This is a genomic window from Spirosoma sp. 209 (assembly GCF_002006735.1).
Classification (GTDB): Bacteria; Bacteroidota; Bacteroidia; order Cytophagales; family Spirosomataceae; genus Spirosoma; species Spirosoma sordidisoli.
In genome coordinates this window covers 362,751-380,572 of sequence record NZ_MVEC01000001.1, presented here as the reverse complement: position 1 = coordinate 380,572, position 17,822 = coordinate 362,751, and the positions used below count along the sequence as shown (strand labels likewise).

The following is a 17,822-nucleotide window of genomic DNA, read 5'->3' as shown; positions in this document are numbered from 1 at the left end:
CCCCGGTTATGAAACCGGCTGCGACTGGCGATGCCGGTAATAAACAAGCAGCGTTGTTACGATCAGTAACAGCAACCACAGCGGGGCATAGCGAGCCAGCGTTTCAACCGCGGTAGTAAACCAATTGGTTTGTCCCGACAGTCGTTCTGCGATCCAGGCCAGGGCCGCAACCGAAGCAAAGAGGGCGCCTGATAATCGCACCCTTGTGTATACCATACTGCGACTCAGAACTATAAGCCAGGGCATAACAAGTCCGATAACGAATACCTGTGTGCACTCTATACCCAGGTTGAACCCCAACAGGCTAAGTGCCAGATGGCTCGGATCGAGCGATAAGTTACTTAGCGTGTCGGCAAAAGCCAGGCCATGGATAAGCCCGAAACCAGCCGCTACGTAGCCCTCCCGCCCCGGAAACAACGGGCGGAGTGCGTGAATCGCCGAAACCAGAATTGACCCCGCAATCAACACCTCAACGGGTTGGGCCGGCACCCGTAACCACCCAACCGTGCCTGCCAGCAAGGTGAGCGAATGCCCCAGCGTGAAAGCCATCGTTAACCTGAGTAGCCGGATCAGACTGTAGCGCACACCGCCGTCCGGATGCCACCGCCGACGCCCGGCCCGCAGGGGTGCCGGCAGTAGGAGCACCAGCAGAAAAAGCAGATGATCGGTGCCCTCGGCAATGTGCTGAACGCCCAGCTCGACCATTGTCTGAAACCCCGTATATAGAGTTCCAGGCTTCAGCCTAACGGCCAGGGGCGGAACCGTGCCGCTGGGTATGTCGAGTTCAATCAGACCTATCTGAACGGGACTTTCGTCGGCCAACGCCCCCGATGCCCAATCCTGACGCACAGAAACCAGTATTTTATGCGTAATCACCTGATGAACGATCGCGTCGTAGTAGAGCGTAAACTGGCGCAGATCAGCGCCGGAAGGTGGTTTGAGCCAGCAGTGAGCTACCAGTTCGCGGTAAGTACCATTGATCGAATTCGTGCTGGAGTCGACCGACAGAGCGCCGACACCGACCGACCAGGACTGCCCTTCCGGACCAACCGCGCGGATATGCTGCCGGAGGTAGGCGCTAAGCGCCGGACCAAAACGGGTTATCAGCCGGGCCGAACTATCGTTAACGGCATGACCGAAGGCAAACTGTAATTCGCTGAGTGGTAGCTGAACGGTCGCGTCGATACGGTCGCGCTGAACGGTCAGCAGCACGACTGAGTTGGGCATAGGGTGCGCTGACAGCCGGTGTGCCGGTATGAACGCTGTATAGATCAGACACGCAGCCAGTACCCACTGGTACAGGCTGCGTAGCGGTTGGGGAACGAGCTGCATCAGAATGTGAAGTTGGCGCCATAATCGCGTTTGCGATCCCGCCAGATGGTGTGGAAATGGGTAACGTTGCGGATCACAATACCGCCCTGACCCGAAAACTCGATCCAGACGCTTGGTCCGTCGATTCGGGCATAATCGCCGTTGCTGTTAAGCGCCGTTGTTCCGGAATAGGCAATGTAGGTCTGGTCGAGTTCGCTCTCGTACGTTTTGAGCAGTTCAGCCGCCGTTGCATTATCCACGTCCTGCACCCAGGGCTTCATGGCTGCCAGAACCAGGGCTTTCTGCGTGGTGGTAAGTCCACTAACCGCCAGCCCCGATTTGGCAGTTGGAAACTGGCCGTCCTTACCCGGGCCCATCAGGATGTCGGTCAGCGATGTCGTTAGTTTCGCCGTAGTCAGCTGCGTTGCCGATAAGCCTGCCAGCATGGCTACCATACCGGCCTGTTCATTCCCCATTGCCTGAATGGTGGTGCCATTACTAACAAAAGAGGCCGGTTCAATCGCTTCAAAATACGGAGTCGCTCCCACAACGGTTCCATTCTTATACGTCATCGCTACCGCCAGATGATGGCCCCCAAACTGGAGTTGCCAGGCATCGGTGAGCGAGGGCGTTCCCAGCAGGGCGATGTAATAATTGCCGGAGCCATAGGTTGAGCCACCTCCGTTTGCATTCAGATAATCGTCGGCCAGCAATAGCTGCTGTACTTCGGCATACCCTTCACCCGCCTGCGAGCCGGTAGCCGCCTGAACCAGGGCTTTGGCAGCCGCCAGCTGGGTGGCTGATAACGAACTGAACGCAATGCCCAGTCGCTTGGCCTGGTAGAGGGCCTGGGGCAGATTAGACCAGCGTACAACATTATCACGGGTGTAGGCGAGCTGGGCCGTTGCCAGCTGCGAGGCCGATAAAGTTGCCTTAAACGCTTCAGCCAGGCAAACGATGTTGGCAACCCCGGTTGCGGTTGTGCAGTTGGCGGTATTGGAACTGGGGGTCGACGCGCTCACCGTTAGGGCCAGATTGCATGACTGACCACCAAAACTGATAGCAAAAGTAGCCGTTCCGGAACCGCTGGGCGTGCCCGATAATGAGTAGGTCAGACTGCCGGACCCATTGGCCAGTGTACCGGCCTGTAACGTAGCGTTCAGCCCCGTAATGCCAGTGGAAGCAATGGCGGTAGCGGCTGCGTAAGCGGCTCCATTTCCGCCGGTGTAAGGGAGGGTAGCCGTGGCTGTATAGGCTGTACCACTCAGGGCTGTGGCCGAAAACGTAGCCGACCCGCAGGATAAGCCCGTTATCGTTGCCGTTGGACTGACGGCGTCGTTCGTTGACGAGTTACAGGCATACAGGGCTACGAACAGACTTGACACTAGGAAAAGCTTCCGGAAGATTGCTGGCATAAGCTGGTTTTTAAGAACAGACGGAATGACTATGTATTGTACTGTCTGTACGCAGCCCTAACCTGGCGTGTTGCAGGGCTGGTGGATACATTCAGAACATAGTCGTATACAATTCCAACCTGATAGAGACAGAGCTGTAGGTCCGCTGCGGATCTACCTGTCGATGAATAAGCCGGAGTCCAGCCAGGTAGTAGATTCGGCCGGTTGGGCCCTTCAGCAACCAACGAGCTGTAGTTCAGCGCTTCGCCGATTTTGTACCAACTGCAACCGGGTTGGCCAGCGGCTGGCTATTTCGCTCATAACCACCTTAACCTGCTTGTCTGCTCCATGAATAGTACCCCCATTTATCTGGGGCTGATGCTGATGCTGTCAGTCTCAACAGCTACCCCATCGGTCAATGCCCAGTCGCGCGTGCAGCAGCCCGTACTGGGTGCCCGAACCGTTCGTGTTCTTACGCTGAACGGACTGAAGTTTAAAGACCTGAACCGAAATAATCAGCTGGACCGATATGAGGACTGGCGCCTGTCGGCCGAAGAACGGAGTCGGGATCTGCTGGCAAAAATGTCGGTCGAGCAGAAAGTAGGGTTTATGCTGATCAGCGATACCCGCCTGAAAAACGAACGCTCCGGCTTCGGCCCGAATCAGCCGGCGCCCACCGGACCCATCACCAGCGAATTCAGCGAGGACGATATCGTTCAGAGTTCGAACATATTCACCCGTCGGCCGCTGCCAACCCCCGTCATGAACGCGGCTGGCACCACCAAAGGGGTTACTCAGTTTCACCTGCGCCATTTCATTCTGCGGGCCAACGTAAGCGCCCGAACAACGGCCGAGTGGGCCAACCGGCTACAGGCCCTTTGCGAGAGTCAGCCATTGGGTATTCCGGCCATTGTGGCGTCGAACCCGCGCAATCACATCACCGCTTCGGCCGCCATGGGCACCAGCGTCGGCAAAACCGTTTTTTCGGTCTGGCCGGGCGAACTAGGGCTATCGGCCATGCGCGATCCGGAACTGGTTCGGGAGTTTGCCGACGTAGCCCGCCAGGAATGGGCCGCTGTGGGACTTCGGAAGGGGTACATGTACATGGCCGATATTGCCACCGAACCCCGCTGGCAACGGGTCGACGGTACATTTGGCGAAAATGCCGACTGGGCGGGGCGGATGATTACCGAAATTGTGCTGGGATTTCAGGGCAAAACCCTGGGACCAGCGTCGGTTGCGCTCACGACCAAGCATTTTCCGGGCGGGGGAGCTACCAAAGCCGGACAGGACCCGCATTTCGAGTTCGGCAAAGAAGAGGTTTTCCCGGGAGGTATGCTGGAAAACAACCTCATTCCGTTCAAAGCCGCTATCAAAGCAGGCACCTCGTCTATTATGCCCTACTACTCGATGCCAGTCGGCACGAAATACGAACAGGTGGCTTATGCGTATAACAAAGGTATCCTGAGCGATCTGCTTCGGAAAGAACTGGGCTTTACGGGCATCATCAACTCTGACACGGGCCCGATCGATATGATGCCCTGGGGGGTAGAGAAGCTGTCATTGACGGAGCGCTACAAAAAAAGCCTGGAAGCGGGGGTGAACCTGTATTCCGGTAATGCCAACCCGGCCAAACTGCTCGAAACGGTACAGACCGGTATGGTCGACATGGCCCTGATCGATGACTCGGTACTGCGGCTGTTGCGGGAGAAGTTTCTGCTGGGCCTGTTTGAGAACCCATACGTTGACGAGGACGCAGCCGAAAAGCTGGTTGGTAACCCCCGATTCACCGAGCGGGCCAATCTGGCCCTGCGTAAGTCCATTGTGTTACTGCGTAACGAAGCCCGGACCCTGCCGCTGAAGGCGAAGACGAAAGTGTATTTCGAATCGTACCAGAAAAAGTACGGCACTCCGCCTACGGGTCCGGGAACGGTTTATGCACCCGCCAACCCCCAGGCGTACGCCGTTGAGTTTGTAAACACCCCCGAAGCGGCCGACGTTATCCTGCTGTGGATCGCGCCATCCATGCAGCCGCTGTTTGGGTCCGACGGGTCACCACTTCAGCTGGCTTTATCCAAATGCGCAGTCGAAGTAGGCTACATCAACGCGCTGGCGGCCAAAAAACCGACCATCCTGGCGCTCAACTACACTAATCCATGGATTATCGACGAGGTGTACAATACAAAGACGATGAGTAACATGCCTGCCGTACTGGCCACGTTCGGTACAACCCCCGAAGCGCTGCTGGATATTGTTACGGGTAAGTTCAAACCAACGGGTAAGATGCCGTTTACCACGCCCCTGTCAGAGTCGGCCGCCAGCCAGCAGCGCGAAGATGTACCCGGCTATCGGGAGGGCACCAGCTACGCGCTGTTCAAATACAACGAAGGAATCAGTTACTAAGGCGGGGCGTAACCCGCTGCCGTAAAACAGGAAAGCCGCAAAAGCGGCTCTCTCAAAACGGTACAGATAGGTTGTGTTTACAGCGGAAAGACGAGGTCGAACCGCAGTGTCATCAGGTCATCGGTCTTGAGTCCCATCAGCGACGGGCGCTCGACATTGTATTCGGTCAGGCTAACCGGAAATTCGCCGGTCAGCGTCATCTTGCCACCAGCCTCTTTGCGGGTGACCTGTACGCTCACCGGCTTTGCTACCCCATGAAAAGTCAGATTACCTCTGGCGCTCAGCGTGCCGTCTTCGTTGGCTTTGATACCCGAGCTGACAAACGTAACGTTCGGATACTTCAGCCCCTCGAGCACTTCGATGGCGTGCGAATCGCGGTTGTTGTTCTGACTGTCGAACGAGGCTACCTTGATCGAAACGGCCACACTCTCGGGTGTTTTGGTCTCGTCATTGTAGATCATGGCGCAGTTGACGTCATGACTAACGCCCTCCCACTTGTGAAGCGGGTGTTTGGCCGCGTAGGTCACGGTTGACAGCGATTTGTCGGCCACGAGTTTGCGCTTGGCCAGCGGCCCGGCAAAGCCCCACAAGCACAGGACGAATAAGCAGAGTAGGATACGGGTCATAATTTCTAAAACGTTAGGGCCACAATAGAAGCCGCATAAGCACCAAATGTCGTATAGGCCGCTGCCCGGTGAACGGGTTTGAGGCTGCTGTCGGTCTGGATTTTCTGGGCCAGCACATTGGTGGCTACCATACCGGCCAGGTGAACTACGGCCAGGTATTTATGGACTCTGATCCAGCTCAGCCCTCGTTTGGCACCCACTACCGGCGGAGGGGCCGTTAGCGACAGAGCGAGCGTGGTGCCGTAAGAAACGTTGATGTACGACGCCATTCGTTCGTGCCAGACTTTGGTATCGGCGTATTCCTGCCCCTTCGCGTTATAGAGTTTAGCGCCCAGAAGCCCCTGCGCCACAAAGCCGGCCAGCGTGACAAAGCCGCCGATCTGGTGAGCCACCAGCATCGTTCTCCGAATCTTGAGTTCCTTAGCACGCCCAGCCGATGAGAGCGGAGCCATGTTCGTTACGCGCAGCAAACCCTTCGGCCCCCAAAATGCCCGCTGGGTGAAAATCATTTTCTGCGGCAGCAGACTGGGCGTTTCGTTGGCGTCAGCCAGCCCCTCCAGCAGGGCATTGGCCGACTCATCGGCGGTTGCCGGCAGGGTATCTGAAGCCGCCGGGGCGTTTCTGGAGGTGGTATCAGTGGCCGGGGTTTGCGCCAGCAGGCTCAGGCTCGTCAGCAACAGCGATAGAAAGGCAAGTGGGCGTAGGGACGTCATATAGGATGATAAAGCTGGATTACGCGGTTATCTGGAGCGAGTTGCCGTTGGTGCTGAGCGTCGTTTTATACAGTTTCATGGCGGGCTGGCTCGGGCCTCCGGCTGCTACTTTCACGCTGCCGTCGAGCGCAAAAACGGAGCCGTGAACGCTACAGCCGAAGTCGTTGGACGACAGCCGGTACGAAACGGCATCCTGCCGCTCGTGCGAACATAACCGCTGGATCGCCACGTATTTGTTGCCGCTCGTATTGGCCACCAGCACGTCGCCTACCCGAACAAATTCGCCCTGTGTTTTGAGCTTGCTGAAATCGGTGCTGGTCAGATCAAGCGTAAAGCTGATAGCGCCTTTGCTGGCCTCCGCATTGCCCGTCAGGCCGGGCGAGGTAACCGGGGTGGTAGTGCCGCCACCGGGGGCAGGATCGTCACCACCACCGGAGCAGGACGTAAGGGTGCCCAGGCAATAGAATGACATCAGCGCAGCGCTGCTCAGGCCAAGGCTGCGAATAAATTCACCACGATCCATCGTGTTTTCGTTAGTTGGTTTGGTTAGCATAAATGGTAAAAATAAAATGTAGTTACATGAATTAACGGACTCCGGATCAGGAAATTGCCGACCTTAGTCTGGCTGAAAGGCTGGCCGGAAACTGCTGTTTATTTACAGTTTGTACCGGAGCGAGAGGAACGCTCCGGTACTGAGTAGATCGATCTTAAAATACCCCACACCTTTGAGCGGCACTTTCATGAACGGCTCGATCTGCCACGACAGCCGCCTGCTCAGCGCGCGTTCGTACCCGACAGACAGGTTGAGGTGGCTGAGTCCATACCGGGTGGTGCTATCTACGGCCAGGGACCGATATCGGATGCCCGGATCGCTGGGTGTGGCATAGTTGTAGGTGTAATCTTCTTTCAGGAGAATATAGCTCGTTACTCCTCCGCTTACAAACCAGCGGTTGGGTGGGCGTCCGTTGCTGCGGGTTTGGCTGATAACATCGTAACGGAGGTTTATCGGAATGTCGATCATGGTACACTCGCCACTAACGCCGGTCGGCTTTACCTTCCAGTACCAGTGGGCGGGCCATTCGTAATCCGTAGGGCGGGCGTTGTACACTTTATGGCTCCATACTGCACCGGCCTGCAGGCTCCAGCGCGACGCAAGCCGGTACTCCAGCGCCAACCCTACGTTGGTACCCGGCCGCGCAAAGTTGCGTAATCCAACGGCGCTCAGATCCGGAGACACCATAAACCGTACGCTCAGCCCCCGCGGTATTGACGATGACGCCGACGCTGGTTGTTGGCGGGCAGCGGTATCGGGCTGAGCCGTTACGGGCCGGGTGGTAAACGCTACCTTGTCCGGCCATTGCCCCGGTCGAATGGCCAGCCACGTCACCGACGAAGACGAAGTGGTAGTCAGCCGGGGTTGGTCAACCGTCTCCACGGGCTGGCTTGCTGCCGAACTAACATCGGCCACGGGTGCGGTCCAGTCGGGGTTGGCAGTACGGAATGGCTGTCGGGCCGGTTTGAAACTGTTGGCAGAACCGGTAAGTCCAATCATGGCCAGCGAACGTTGGTCAGCCCGGCTGGTGAGTGACTTGTTTGGGCTGGTTAGCCGGCGTCTTGTCTGGCGCGTCTGGCTCCGGTTACGGCTGGAGGTCGATCGCTCCGTAGCCGGGCGTACGGGCAACGGTTCAGGTGCCGAACTAAGGGCTGCCGGCCGATCAGGAACGGCTTCGTCGTATGGTCGTATGGTCGCTGGTTCTGGCAAAGGTTTGTTTGTTGATGAGGTTCCGTTTGGCAGGGCTTTGGTTTTGATCCGGGCCAACGTAGCCACTGCCGGGATTGTTACCTTTTTTTCCTCCTTTACGCGGGCCAGGGTCCGCTCCGTTGCAGGCTCCGGTCCCGGACTGGCCAGCGGATCAAACGCAAGCGGTGCCCAGACCCGCCGGTTGGGGGGGGTGTTGCCAGTGGTTGCCAGACCCGATTGCGCGGGGGCGGTACGACGGCTGTACTCCTGGCGGGAGGTGTACCAGCTACCACCTATCAGGAGCAGCATAAAGAGTAACACCAGCGGAAGTCCCCACCGAATGAGTCGTTCGCGCAGTTGTACAGGCCCAGCCGTGGTTCGGTCGTGGGTGTCGAGCTGGTTGCGCATGGCCTGCCAGGCCGCCGGATCGAACGGGGGATCGAACTCTTCAGCCGACTTTCTGAAGAGGCCGTCCAATTGGTCATCGGTTAGCTCTTGCATACTCATCGTGGTTTAATTGCTTCAGCAGTTGGCGCAGGTTCTCCCGCGCCCGGGCCAGGTTCGATTTTGATGCACCCACCGTAATGCCGAGTTGATCGGCAATTTCGTCGTGCGTAAATCCGTCCATGACATACAGATTAAAAACCAGCCGATAAGCTGGCGACAGCCGCTGAATCAGCTTCAGCAGGTCTTCATGAGCGAGCAGGCTAAAGGCATCGGCCGACGGGCTGACCGCCGTTGGTTCAGCCTGCTCAATGGTATCGTGATAATGATGACGCACCTCCTGCCGATAATGGTCGATGGCTGCGTTGATCAGAATACGCCGGAGCCAGCCCTTGAACGGTTGGGCCGAATCGTACTGATCCAGCCGGGTAAATACTTTCAGAAAGCCATCGTTTACTACCTCCAGCGCGCCTTCGCGGGTGGGCGAGTAACGCAGACAGATGCTCATGGCATACCCGTAGAACTGTCGGTACAACAGCTCCTGACTCTGCCGGTGGTTGCGGAGACAACCCGCCAGCAGATCAGACAGCGCCGGTATGTTGGGAGCGTTGGACATTCGGTTTAGTTCAGGTGCCGGAGGTACTGGGGGAGGGGCTGCTACGCGGGCAACGCCCTGTCGTTATAACAGAATCGATTACGGCAAGGGCGCTTCGGGGGTAGTGGCGTTAACAACGGGCCAGACGCCGGGGCGCGGTACGCTGACCCCTTTGGTACTGCCCCGCTGTCCCTGATCATTGCCGAAGTAGTACAGCGGCCACCCTTTGTAGGTAAGCTGCGTTTTGCCAACGGCTGTAATCGTCCCGAAATCGCTCTTTTTTAACGCTGAGGGAATGTCGCCCAGGCTGGATACTTCGGCAATGGGCCAGGTGGCGTTGTTGCTTAGATCGGCCTGGGTGTACCTGTTGGTGTTCTTTTTATCGTTGACGAAGGCGTATAAAGTACGGCCTGTATTATCTGTCAAATATAACGAGTTGCCGATCCCTTCTTTCTGATCGAAGGTGTAGTTCTTGCCGTCCAGCCCTACCAGCTGCCGGGATGCGAGCAGGACCGTATACGTTGGTTTGGCCACCTGCCAGACGTTACCTACGTTTTCGCCGTTGACATCGCCCGCCTTGGTATCGTTTTTATAATAGTAAAGCGGCCATCCTCTGAACGCGGTTTGTTTTGTGCCGTCGGCCCGGGTAATCGTGGTGAAGTCGGCCGGGTTCAGGCCCGTAGCAATGGCTGGCGCTTCTTTGTAAAAGATGGGCCAGTTTGTCAGGCAGTTGCCGGTGCAGTTGGCTTTGCCGTCGGCGTCGTTGGCGAAGAAATAAAGGGTTTTGCCGCCCTCGCCCGCCAGTACATTCCCCAGCGTAGTCGATGCCAGTACAAGATCCGGCGAAGCAACGGTAGGATTCTCCTCGTTGCAGCCCGTCAGGCTTACGATGAACAGAGCCGTCAGCATCAGCAGCCGACGCGAAAAGGTATAGTGGGTCATTGTATCAACTGTGTTTGGGGGTGAGAAATGAACAGTTGAACCGGTTCATTCGTCTGTACGGGCAAACTGACGAATGGTTGCGTGCGCTGAAAAATAATCTGATCGGCCTAATACCCCCAGGCAAGCAACCCTCCATCGACCGAAATTGTCTGGCCCGTTATATAGCCCGATGCGGGCATACACAGAAACGACACCGCCGATGCTACCTCGGCGGGCTCGCCAACCCGGTTCATGGGCGTTCGGGCCAGTATGCTCGCTAACTTATCGGGATTGTTCAGCACCGGTTCGGCCAGGGGGGTACGTATATACCAGGGCGCCACGGCATTGACCCGGATGCGGTCCGGCGCCCACTCGACGGCCAGGTTGCGGGTCAGTTGTAACATGGCGGCTTTGCTCATGCCGTAGAGCGAGCCGCTGCTGGTGTGGGTAAGGGCCGACACCGACGATACCATGACTACCTTACCCCCAACGGCGGAGGAGCGTAGCAACGGGTAGGCCGCCTGCGTAAGTTCGTAGGCCGACCGGAGATTCGTGTTCAGAATGTGTTCATACTCGGCCGGGCCGTAGTCGGCGGTGGCTTTGCGGATATTAGTGCCAGCATTATTGACCACGATATCGAGCTGGCCCCACTCGGCCTGGATGGCCGCCATAACCTCGGCAGCGGCACCCGGCTGACCAATGTCGGTTGCCCGGCCCGCCACGGTATGGCCCTGCTGGCGGTACGTATCGAGCTGATCCTGCAGTAAGCTATTGTCGCGGGCTACGATGAATACGGCTGCCCCCAGACTCAGAAACTGGTTGACTATGGCCTCGCCGATACCTTTGGTTCCGCCCGTTATCAGAGCATATTGACCGCTGAGGGTCCATAAGGGTTGATTCATGGACGAAAGGTCATTAAATTTAGCGATTCTCCCAACTCATTTTCATCCCATGAACTACCGAATCAGGCTGCTGACGGGGCTGTTGGTCACAGCAGGCCTTGTTGTACACGCCCAGAACAAACCAAAGCCGGAAGACGTAAAGACGTTTACGCTCCGGAACGGCATGAAATTTATGGTCCTCGAAGACCACTCCATTCCGAACGCCAACTTTTACACGTTCTGGAAGGTGGGCGCCCGCAACGAAGTACACGGCATTACGGGCCTGTCTCACTTTTTCGAGCACATGATGTTTAACGGTGCGAAGAAGTACGGCCCCAAGCAGTTTGACCGCGTCATGGAAGCCAACGGCGGCTCGAACAACGCCTATACGACCGAAAACACAACGGTCTATACCGACTGGTTTCAAAGTGGCGCTCTTGAAACGATCTTCGACCTCGAAGCCGACCGTATCCGCGACCTGGCTATCGACCCCAAAATGGTCGAAAGCGAGCGGGGCGTCGTGCTGTCGGAGCGGAGTACAGGGCTGGAAAATAGTAACTACCGGGTCATCAGCGAGCTGGTAAAATCGGTGGCCTTTGTCGAGCATCCGTATATGTTCCCGGTCATTGGCTTCGAGTCGGATATTAAAAAGTGGACGCAGGCCGATCTGGAGCGGTATTTCAAAACCTACTATTCGCCCAACAACGCTGTAGCCGTCGTAGTGGGTGACATTACAGCCGCGCAGGTACGGAAACTGGCCGAGCAGTACATCGAACCCATACCGGCCCAGCCCTTACCCGACAGCATCCGTACCATAGAACCGCCCCAGAATGGCGAACGGCGCGTAACGACCTACAAGGACGTAGCTACCCCCAATATCCTGCTGGCCTATCATACCCCCGCCACCCGCCATCCTGATTATTACGCCCTCGATCTGCTGAGTGGGGTGCTGAGCGCCGGTAACTCGTCGCGGCTGGTGAAGGCGCTGGTGCTGGACTCGACCATCGCATCGCGGGCGTTCACGAACTTTGGCGAGTCGTTCGACCCGAATCTGTTTTACATCTACGGCATTGCGGCCAGCAACGTATCGGCCGAGCAGCTGGAACGGTCAATCTTGAACCAGATCGACAAGGTAATTGCCGAGGGAATCTCCGACGCCGAGCTGCAGAAGCTGAAGAACCAGAAGCTGATGGAGTTTTACCGAACCATGGAAACCATTAACGGAAAAGCCAACTCCCTCGGTACCTACGAGCTGTTCTTCGGCGATTACAAAAAGCTCTACGAAGCCCCGTCGCTTTACGAAAAAGTGACTAAAGAAGACGTACAGCGCGTTGCCAGAACCTACCTCACCGCGCGTAACCGCACCGTCGGCTACCTGCTGCCAGAACCCACCAAAAAAGGAGCCGCCAACTAAATCGACATGAAAACAATTCTTACGCTCATTACGGCGCTTCTCTTCGCGGGTACAAGCCAGGCGCAGACTTTTAAAGTGCCACCGTATCAGAAACTTAAACTTAAAAACGGACTTACGGTCTACCTGATGGAGCAGCGCGAAGTGCCGCTCATCAACGTATCGGTAGTGTTCGATGCCGGGGCGGTGCAGGATGGGAACCGCTACGGGCTGGCCAACATGACCGCCGAGGCCCTGCTGTTCGGCAGCGCGAAATACACCAAAGCACAGCTGGAAGAAAAAGCCGAGTACGTTGGAGCCAGTATCGAGACCTATGCCGGTAAGGAAGTAGCCAAGCTATCGGCCTCTTTTGCGGTGAAAGATCAGGATCTGCTGTTCGATATCATTCAGGATGTGGTTACCAAACCGACGTTCGATCAGGGCGAATTTGATAAGTACAAACAGCGCCAGCTGCTGCAGCTCACCCAGCAGAAAGAAAGCCCGCGGGCCGTGGTGAACAGCTATTTCAATCGGTTTGTCTACGACGCTCACCCATACGCCAATCCCATTACCGGAACACCCTCGGCGGTGTCGGCCATTACCACCAGCGACGTTCGTCAGTTTTATCTGAAAAATTACACGACCGATCGGGCGGCTATTGCCATTGTGGGCGATTTTAACTCCGCCGACATGAAAAAAAGAATCACCAGCCTGTTCGGGAACTGGAAGACCGCAGCCGCTACAACGCCCAAACTGGCCGAACCGCAGGTAACGTTCGACAAAAACCGGGTGCTGCTGATCAACAAGGACGACGCCCGCGAAACAACGTTTCTGATCGGAGGCAAAGGCATCACGCAAAACAACCCCGACTTTATTCCGGTAACCGTTGTCAACACCATTCTGGGCGGTCGGTTTACGTCCTGGCTGAACGATGCGCTGCGGGTCAACTCGGGGCTTACCTACGGGGCCGGCAGCCGCTTTGGTACCTATCGCAACAGCGGTACGTTCGCCATCTCGACCTTTACTAAAGTCAGCAAAACTACCGAAGCCATCGATCTGGCGCTGCACGTGCTCGACAGCCTGCACCGAACCGGTATCGACGAGAAAGTGCTCGAATCGGCCAAGAATTACGTCAAAGCCGACTTCCCGCCCCGCTACGAGTCGGCCAGCGAACTGGCTAACCTGCTGACCGATATGTTCAGCCTGGGTTTCGACGAGTCGTTTATCAATAATTTCCAGAAGAACGTCGACGGCCTGACCGTGGCCAAAACCCGGCAGATCATCGATCAGTATTTCCCCAAAAACAACCTGCAGTTCGTCCTGATCGGTAAAGCCGATGCCATTCGGGAAAAGGTGAAAAAATACGGGACGATCACCGAGAAAGAAATAAAAGCCGAGGGATTCTGATCAGATGCCAGCTAATACAGAACATGGCCGCCATAGTGATAACGCCTATCACCCCGGCGGCCATGTTCTGTATTAGCACCAGATATACCTGAGCCATGGCCCCATGGCAATGACGTTCTGTGCCTTAGTAATTACACTCTGACTGTTGCACTTTACAGATCATCCATGGCCCATCAGGGCCTTTACAGCGTAGCGTCGGTAGCAACCATTCGAGATCATCCCTGGCCCGTTAGGGCCTTCACAGCGCAGCGTCGGTAGCAACCGTTGAAGATAATCCATGGCCCGTCAGGGCCTTTACAGCGTAGCGTCGGTAGCATTCGGGAGGAAAATTCTCTACCTTTACGCTTGAGTTTTCGGTGCCTGATGCTGCTTCATAGTAGCTTTCACGGCTTAAAAGGGAATCCGGTTATAGACCGGAGCTGTCCCCGCAACTGTACGTTTCACGGAGAACCGGTTCAATCCACATGGTCACTGTCACTGCCGAAGCCGGCAGAAGATGGGAAGACCCGAACCGGTGAAACAAGCCAGGAGACCTGCCGAAGACCATCCGTTGTTCTGGCGTTCGGAGGAAACGCCCCAACCGCGTGCCGGTCCGTTTTGACGGGCGGTGCCTACTTTTTTCTCGATGTATTGGTGAAAAAAATCCTGCATGAGCGGACTATGCTGGTACTTGTCGGTCTGCTGATCAGACAGGTCGCTATGGCCCAGTTCGGTTCGGTTTCGGCTGATTCGGGTCGGGTGCTGTCAGCCGTGACGGTACGGGCTATCGCGCCCGAGCGATTCCTGGCCGGGCAAAAGCTCCAGCGGGTCGATTCGGCTACGCTGCTCCAGTTCCGGTTCGGCGCGCTCACCGACCTGCTGGCGTTCAGCAGCCCACTGGCGTTCCGAAATTACGGACCGGGTCAGCTGGCTACGGTATCGTTTCGGGGCACCTCGGCCAACCATACGGCCGTACTCTGGAACGGTATCAACATCAACCAGCCTAACCTGGGCCAGACGGATTTTTCGACCCTGCCCGTGGCGGGTTTCGACCGGCTGGCGGTGCAGTACGGCTCGTCGGCCAGCGTAGTGGGGTCAGACGCCGTTGGCGGGAGTGTGCTGCTGAGTAGCGGTCCCGACTGGCGGTCCGGACTGGACGTATCGCTGGGGCAGCAACTGGCCAGCTTTCAAAACAATCAGACACAGCTGGGGCTTCGCTATGGTACGCCGACCGGCCGGGCCTGGCAACTATCGGGCAAGACCCTGGCGTACCGCAGCCAGCTGAACAATCATTACCCGTACGCCGAGCGACGCAATTATTTTGTTGAGCAGTCGCGCACAGGGCAGCGGGGCTTTATTCAGGACGTGTACCTCCGCCATCGGAACGGACGGCAGGTATCGGTCAATACCTGGCTGACTGATAATGATCTGGTCGTAACCCCCCAGGATACCATTGCCCGCGAACGCACCCGGACCCAGTCGGCCCGGCTGCTGGCTACCTACGAGGCCGACAGAACAACCCTGCGGCTTGGCTGGATACGCGACCGGTTCGATTACGCGAAAGGAAACGTCAGCACGCCCAGCCGCACCCGCACAGACCGATTGCTGGGCCGTGCGGAACGGGAGTTTCGGTTGTGGCCGGGTCGGAGTAGTCTGCTGACCGATCTGCGTATAGGGGGCGAGTGGTCACATTACCGAACCTATACCGACGGCTACGGAGGGCAGCTGATCACCGAAAACCGGCAGGATGTGTATGCGCTCCTGCGGATGCAGGCCACCCGCTGGCTTGTGTCGGCCACTATCCGTCAGGCCTTCGTAACGCGCTTCAACCCAACTTTAACCCCATCGCTGGGAGCCGAACACCAGATTATACGTCAGAATCGACTCACATTAACTGCCAAAGCATCGGCCGGGCGCAGTTACCGCGTACCCACGCTGAACGAACGCTACTGGGAGGGGCTGGGCAACCCGGACCTGCGGCCCGAAAATGGGCTGAACCTGGAAACGGGCCTTAGCCTGACCGCCACCCTGACCGATCAGTTGCGTATGACCGCCGATGTAACCGCGTACCGCAATCGAATCGACGACTGGTCGTACTGGAATCCGGATTATGGATACCGGGTCGAGAATCTGCAACTGGTCGTGGCCCGCGGAGCCGAACTGACCACCTCACTGGCGTACGATCATAATGGGTGGCGGGCCGGAATCCGGGCGGGGTATGCGCTTACCCGTTCGGCCCAGCAGCGGGCCTATAGCACCTACGCCCAGGATGTGATCGACAAGCAACTTCCCTACGTACCCATCCATACGGGTACCATCAACGCCTACGTAGGCCGGGGCCCCACCCGCCTGACCGTACTGACCCAGGCTACCTCGCGCCGGTATATCACCTTCGACGAAAGCCAGTCGTTCGACGGAGTCAGCCTGACCAATGTGCTGCTGGAAAGTACCGTTCGTGTCGGTCCCGCATCGATTCGGGTACAGGGGCAGGCCAACAATGTCTTCGACGCGCTCCTGTTCAGCGTAAAGCGTAATGCCCTGCCCGGACGAAATTTTGCTATCAACCTGCTTATTAATTCATCGTTTGTTTCTCATGACTAATCAATTGACCAACGTACTCGCGGCCAGCCTGTTGGCGGTCGGCCTCTGGAGCTGTAACACCACCGAGCCGACACCGTCTCCCTACGAGTCGGGCGCTTATATCCTGAACTCCGGAAATTTTACGGATAACAACGGGTCCATCACCTTCCTGGCGCGCAGCAGCACCAACCCCGCTACCGACATCTTCAACGCAGCCAACGCGCGGACGCTAACCGGCGGTTTGCAGGATTATACGGAAATTGATGGGAAAGGAATCATCCTGGTCGACAACAGCACCGCCGGGCAGGACAAAGTCGAGATTGTCGAAATCGGTACCTTCAAATCGCTGACTACCCTGAAAGCGCCCGACGTAGAGAATCCGCGTTACGTTGTCCGGGCAGGTCTCAACAAAGCCTATATCACCTGCTGGGGAGCTACAGGCAGCGGAGCTAACTTCTTCGCCAGCCCCGGCTACGTACTGGTGGTGAACCTGGCATCGCGTACGGTTTCCAAAAAAATTACGCTGCCCAAAGGCGCTAACCGGATCACCGTGGTTGGCAGCGAAGCTTTTGTCGGCAGCGACGGGGGCGACCGGACCCTGACCGTAATTAATACCGAAACGGATGAACTGAAACAACCCGGTATCGATGTCGGGGTAAACACCAACCCCATTGACGTTGATGCAAACGGGCGGCTTTGGGCGTACGTGCAGGAGACCAACGAAATGATACGGGTCAATACGGCCAGTAAAGTTGTCGACAAGCGGCTCAAGGTAGGCGGGTCGCCCAAAACACCGGGTTCGTTTGCGCTGAGCCAGGATAAGAAGACGTTCTATTTTGTCAATTCATTCTACGACGCGGCTGATAACTATCGGCAGAAAGGGGAAACCTACCGCTTCGGCATCGATGATGCCAGCATACCGGCTACGAGTCCGTTTATCGGGCGGCTGTTCAGCGGGCTGGGGGTTGATCCGCAAACGGGCATTATCTACGCCGGGGTAACACCTTCTTACAAGCAGGCCGGCTACGTAATCCGTTACCAGCCGGGTGGCGCGCTGATTGATTCGGTACGGGCCGAGATTGGTCCGTCGCGGTTTTTCTTCCGATAGGCCAATAGGCCAAATACTGTGAAGGAGCCAAGCTAGGTCGGGTTCGGTTATCCCAGTCAGAAAGTCGATTAAATTTTTGGAATATTTTTCTGTTTGTCAGACTAATTGTCTACTTTTGCACTCCCAAACTCGGCACACGAATCAACAACATACGAGGGTGAAGGTCTGCCTCGGCAGAAACCACATCTGACTTTTAGGCAAACAAACCTTGCATAGCGGGGTCTTGTCTGCCTGTTTAAGGTCAGGTGCAACGCGCCCGACCTTTTTTCATGTTGTTTGAGGGCCTGAAAACGAAGCAGATACTAGGAAGTATCCTACTATTTGCCTAC

Annotated in this window: 14 protein-coding genes and 1 riboswitch; of the genes, 5 read left to right on the top strand and 9 right to left on the bottom strand. The window is 56.8% G+C overall.

The window, feature by feature from the left end; translation table 11 throughout:
• Nucleotides 1-6 precede the first annotated feature (6 nt).
• Nucleotides 7-1,332 (bottom strand): HupE/UreJ family protein, encoded by a 1,326-nt coding sequence (locus B1C80_RS01720; protein ID WP_236648562.1) that lies wholly within the window; start codon nt 1,330-1,332, stop codon nt 7-9.
• On the bottom strand, nt 1,332-2,726 hold the full coding sequence (locus tag B1C80_RS01715; protein ID WP_077919309.1) for a DUF3500 domain-containing protein: 1,395 nt from the start codon (nt 2,724-2,726) through the stop codon (nt 1,332-1,334). Before B1C80_RS01715 ends, B1C80_RS01720 begins: the two co-directional genes overlap by 1 nt.
• A gap of 327 nt (nt 2,727-3,053) precedes the next feature.
• Between B1C80_RS01715 and B1C80_RS01710 the strand changes: the two genes are divergently transcribed.
• Nucleotides 3,054-5,108, top strand: a complete 2,055-nt coding sequence (locus tag B1C80_RS01710) for a glycoside hydrolase family 3 protein (protein WP_077919308.1) — start codon at nt 3,054-3,056, stop codon at nt 5,106-5,108.
• 77 nt (nt 5,109-5,185) lie between these two features.
• On the opposite strand, the gene B1C80_RS01705 is transcribed toward B1C80_RS01710, so the two are convergent.
• The 7 genes from B1C80_RS01705 to B1C80_RS01675 all read right to left on the bottom strand — a co-directional run bounded on the left by B1C80_RS01705 (nt 5,186) and on the right by B1C80_RS01675 (nt 11,050).
• Nucleotides 5,186-5,734: a YceI family protein gene (locus tag B1C80_RS01705; RefSeq protein WP_077919307.1), complete on the bottom strand. Its 549-nt coding sequence runs from the start codon at nt 5,732-5,734 to the stop codon at nt 5,186-5,188.
• 5 nt (nt 5,735-5,739) lie between these two features.
• Nucleotides 5,740-6,447, bottom strand: coding sequence for a hypothetical protein (locus B1C80_RS01700; RefSeq protein WP_236648560.1), 708 nt, complete (start codon nt 6,445-6,447; stop codon nt 5,740-5,742).
• A 19-nt stretch (nt 6,448-6,466) separates the two neighbouring features.
• Nucleotides 6,467-7,000, bottom strand: a complete 534-nt coding sequence (locus B1C80_RS01695) for a Rieske 2Fe-2S domain-containing protein (protein ID WP_077919306.1) — start codon at nt 6,998-7,000, stop codon at nt 6,467-6,469.
• A 102-nt stretch (nt 7,001-7,102) separates the two neighbouring features.
• The gene (locus tag B1C80_RS01690) at nt 7,103-8,689 is read right to left on the bottom strand and encodes a hypothetical protein (RefSeq protein WP_077919305.1); all 1,587 of its coding nucleotides are present in this window, start codon (nt 8,687-8,689) and stop codon (nt 7,103-7,105) included.
• Complete coding sequence (locus B1C80_RS01685) at nt 8,670-9,248, bottom strand: RNA polymerase sigma factor (RefSeq protein WP_077919304.1); 579 nt, start codon at nt 9,246-9,248, stop codon at nt 8,670-8,672. The genes B1C80_RS01690 and B1C80_RS01685 overlap by 20 nt, the downstream gene beginning before the upstream one ends.
• A 78-nt stretch (nt 9,249-9,326) precedes the next feature.
• Nucleotides 9,327-10,169 carry a hypothetical protein gene (locus B1C80_RS01680; protein ID WP_077919303.1) on the bottom strand — a complete coding sequence of 281 codons (843 nt, stop codon included), beginning with the start codon at nt 10,167-10,169 and terminating at the stop codon, nt 9,327-9,329.
• 107 nt (nt 10,170-10,276) lie between these two features.
• Nucleotides 10,277-11,050 (bottom strand): SDR family oxidoreductase, encoded by a 774-nt coding sequence (locus B1C80_RS01675; protein WP_077919302.1) that lies wholly within the window; start codon nt 11,048-11,050, stop codon nt 10,277-10,279.
• A gap of 49 nt (nt 11,051-11,099) precedes the next feature.
• Between B1C80_RS01675 and B1C80_RS01670 the strand changes: the two genes are divergently transcribed.
• From B1C80_RS01670 to B1C80_RS01655, 4 genes are all read left to right on the top strand, one after another.
• Nucleotides 11,100-12,443: a pitrilysin family protein gene (locus B1C80_RS01670; RefSeq protein ID WP_077919301.1), complete on the top strand. Its 1,344-nt coding sequence runs from the start codon at nt 11,100-11,102 to the stop codon at nt 12,441-12,443.
• Nucleotides 12,444-12,449: 6 nt separating this feature from the next.
• Complete coding sequence (locus tag B1C80_RS01665; protein ID WP_077919300.1) at nt 12,450-13,826, top strand: pitrilysin family protein; 1,377 nt, start codon at nt 12,450-12,452, stop codon at nt 13,824-13,826.
• A 337-nt stretch (nt 13,827-14,163) separates the two neighbouring features.
• Nucleotides 14,164-14,382, top strand: a riboswitch (cobalamin riboswitch).
• Between the two features lie 104 nt (nt 14,383-14,486).
• Nucleotides 14,487-16,406: a TonB-dependent siderophore receptor gene (locus tag B1C80_RS01660; protein ID WP_139361565.1), complete on the top strand. Its 1,920-nt coding sequence runs from the start codon at nt 14,487-14,489 to the stop codon at nt 16,404-16,406.
• Complete coding sequence (locus tag B1C80_RS01655) at nt 16,399-17,493, top strand: DUF5074 domain-containing protein (protein WP_077919299.1); 1,095 nt, start codon at nt 16,399-16,401, stop codon at nt 17,491-17,493. The genes B1C80_RS01660 and B1C80_RS01655 overlap by 8 nt, the downstream gene beginning before the upstream one ends.
• Nucleotides 17,494-17,822: the final 329 nt, after the last annotated feature.

Coding starts and splice junctions, on each gene's coding strand:
- B1C80_RS01720 (WP_236648562.1), bottom strand. CDS start 1,332: ATGCAGCTCGTTCCCCAACCGCTACGCAGCCTGTACCAGTGGGTACTG.
- B1C80_RS01715 (WP_077919309.1), bottom strand. CDS start 2,726: ATGCCAGCAATCTTCCGGAAGCTTTTCCTAGTGTCAAGTCTGTTCGTA.
- B1C80_RS01710 (WP_077919308.1), top strand. CDS start 3,054: ATGAATAGTACCCCCATTTATCTGGGGCTGATGCTGATGCTGTCAGTC.
- B1C80_RS01705 (WP_077919307.1), bottom strand. CDS start 5,734: ATGACCCGTATCCTACTCTGCTTATTCGTCCTGTGCTTGTGGGGCTTT.
- B1C80_RS01700 (WP_236648560.1), bottom strand. CDS start 6,447: ATGACGTCCCTACGCCCACTTGCCTTTCTATCGCTGTTGCTGACGAGC.
- B1C80_RS01695 (WP_077919306.1), bottom strand. CDS start 7,000: ATGCTAACCAAACCAACTAACGAAAACACGATGGATCGTGGTGAATTT.
- B1C80_RS01690 (WP_077919305.1), bottom strand. CDS start 8,689: ATGCAAGAGCTAACCGATGACCAATTGGACGGCCTCTTCAGAAAGTCG.
- B1C80_RS01685 (WP_077919304.1), bottom strand. CDS start 9,248: ATGTCCAACGCTCCCAACATACCGGCGCTGTCTGATCTGCTGGCGGGT.
- B1C80_RS01680 (WP_077919303.1), bottom strand. CDS start 10,169: ATGACCCACTATACCTTTTCGCGTCGGCTGCTGATGCTGACGGCTCTG.
- B1C80_RS01675 (WP_077919302.1), bottom strand. CDS start 11,050: ATGAATCAACCCTTATGGACCCTCAGCGGTCAATATGCTCTGATAACG.
- B1C80_RS01670 (WP_077919301.1), top strand. CDS start 11,100: ATGAACTACCGAATCAGGCTGCTGACGGGGCTGTTGGTCACAGCAGGC.
- B1C80_RS01665 (WP_077919300.1), top strand. CDS start 12,450: ATGAAAACAATTCTTACGCTCATTACGGCGCTTCTCTTCGCGGGTACA.
- B1C80_RS01660 (WP_139361565.1), top strand. CDS start 14,487: ATGCTGGTACTTGTCGGTCTGCTGATCAGACAGGTCGCTATGGCCCAG.
- B1C80_RS01655 (WP_077919299.1), top strand. CDS start 16,399: ATGACTAATCAATTGACCAACGTACTCGCGGCCAGCCTGTTGGCGGTC.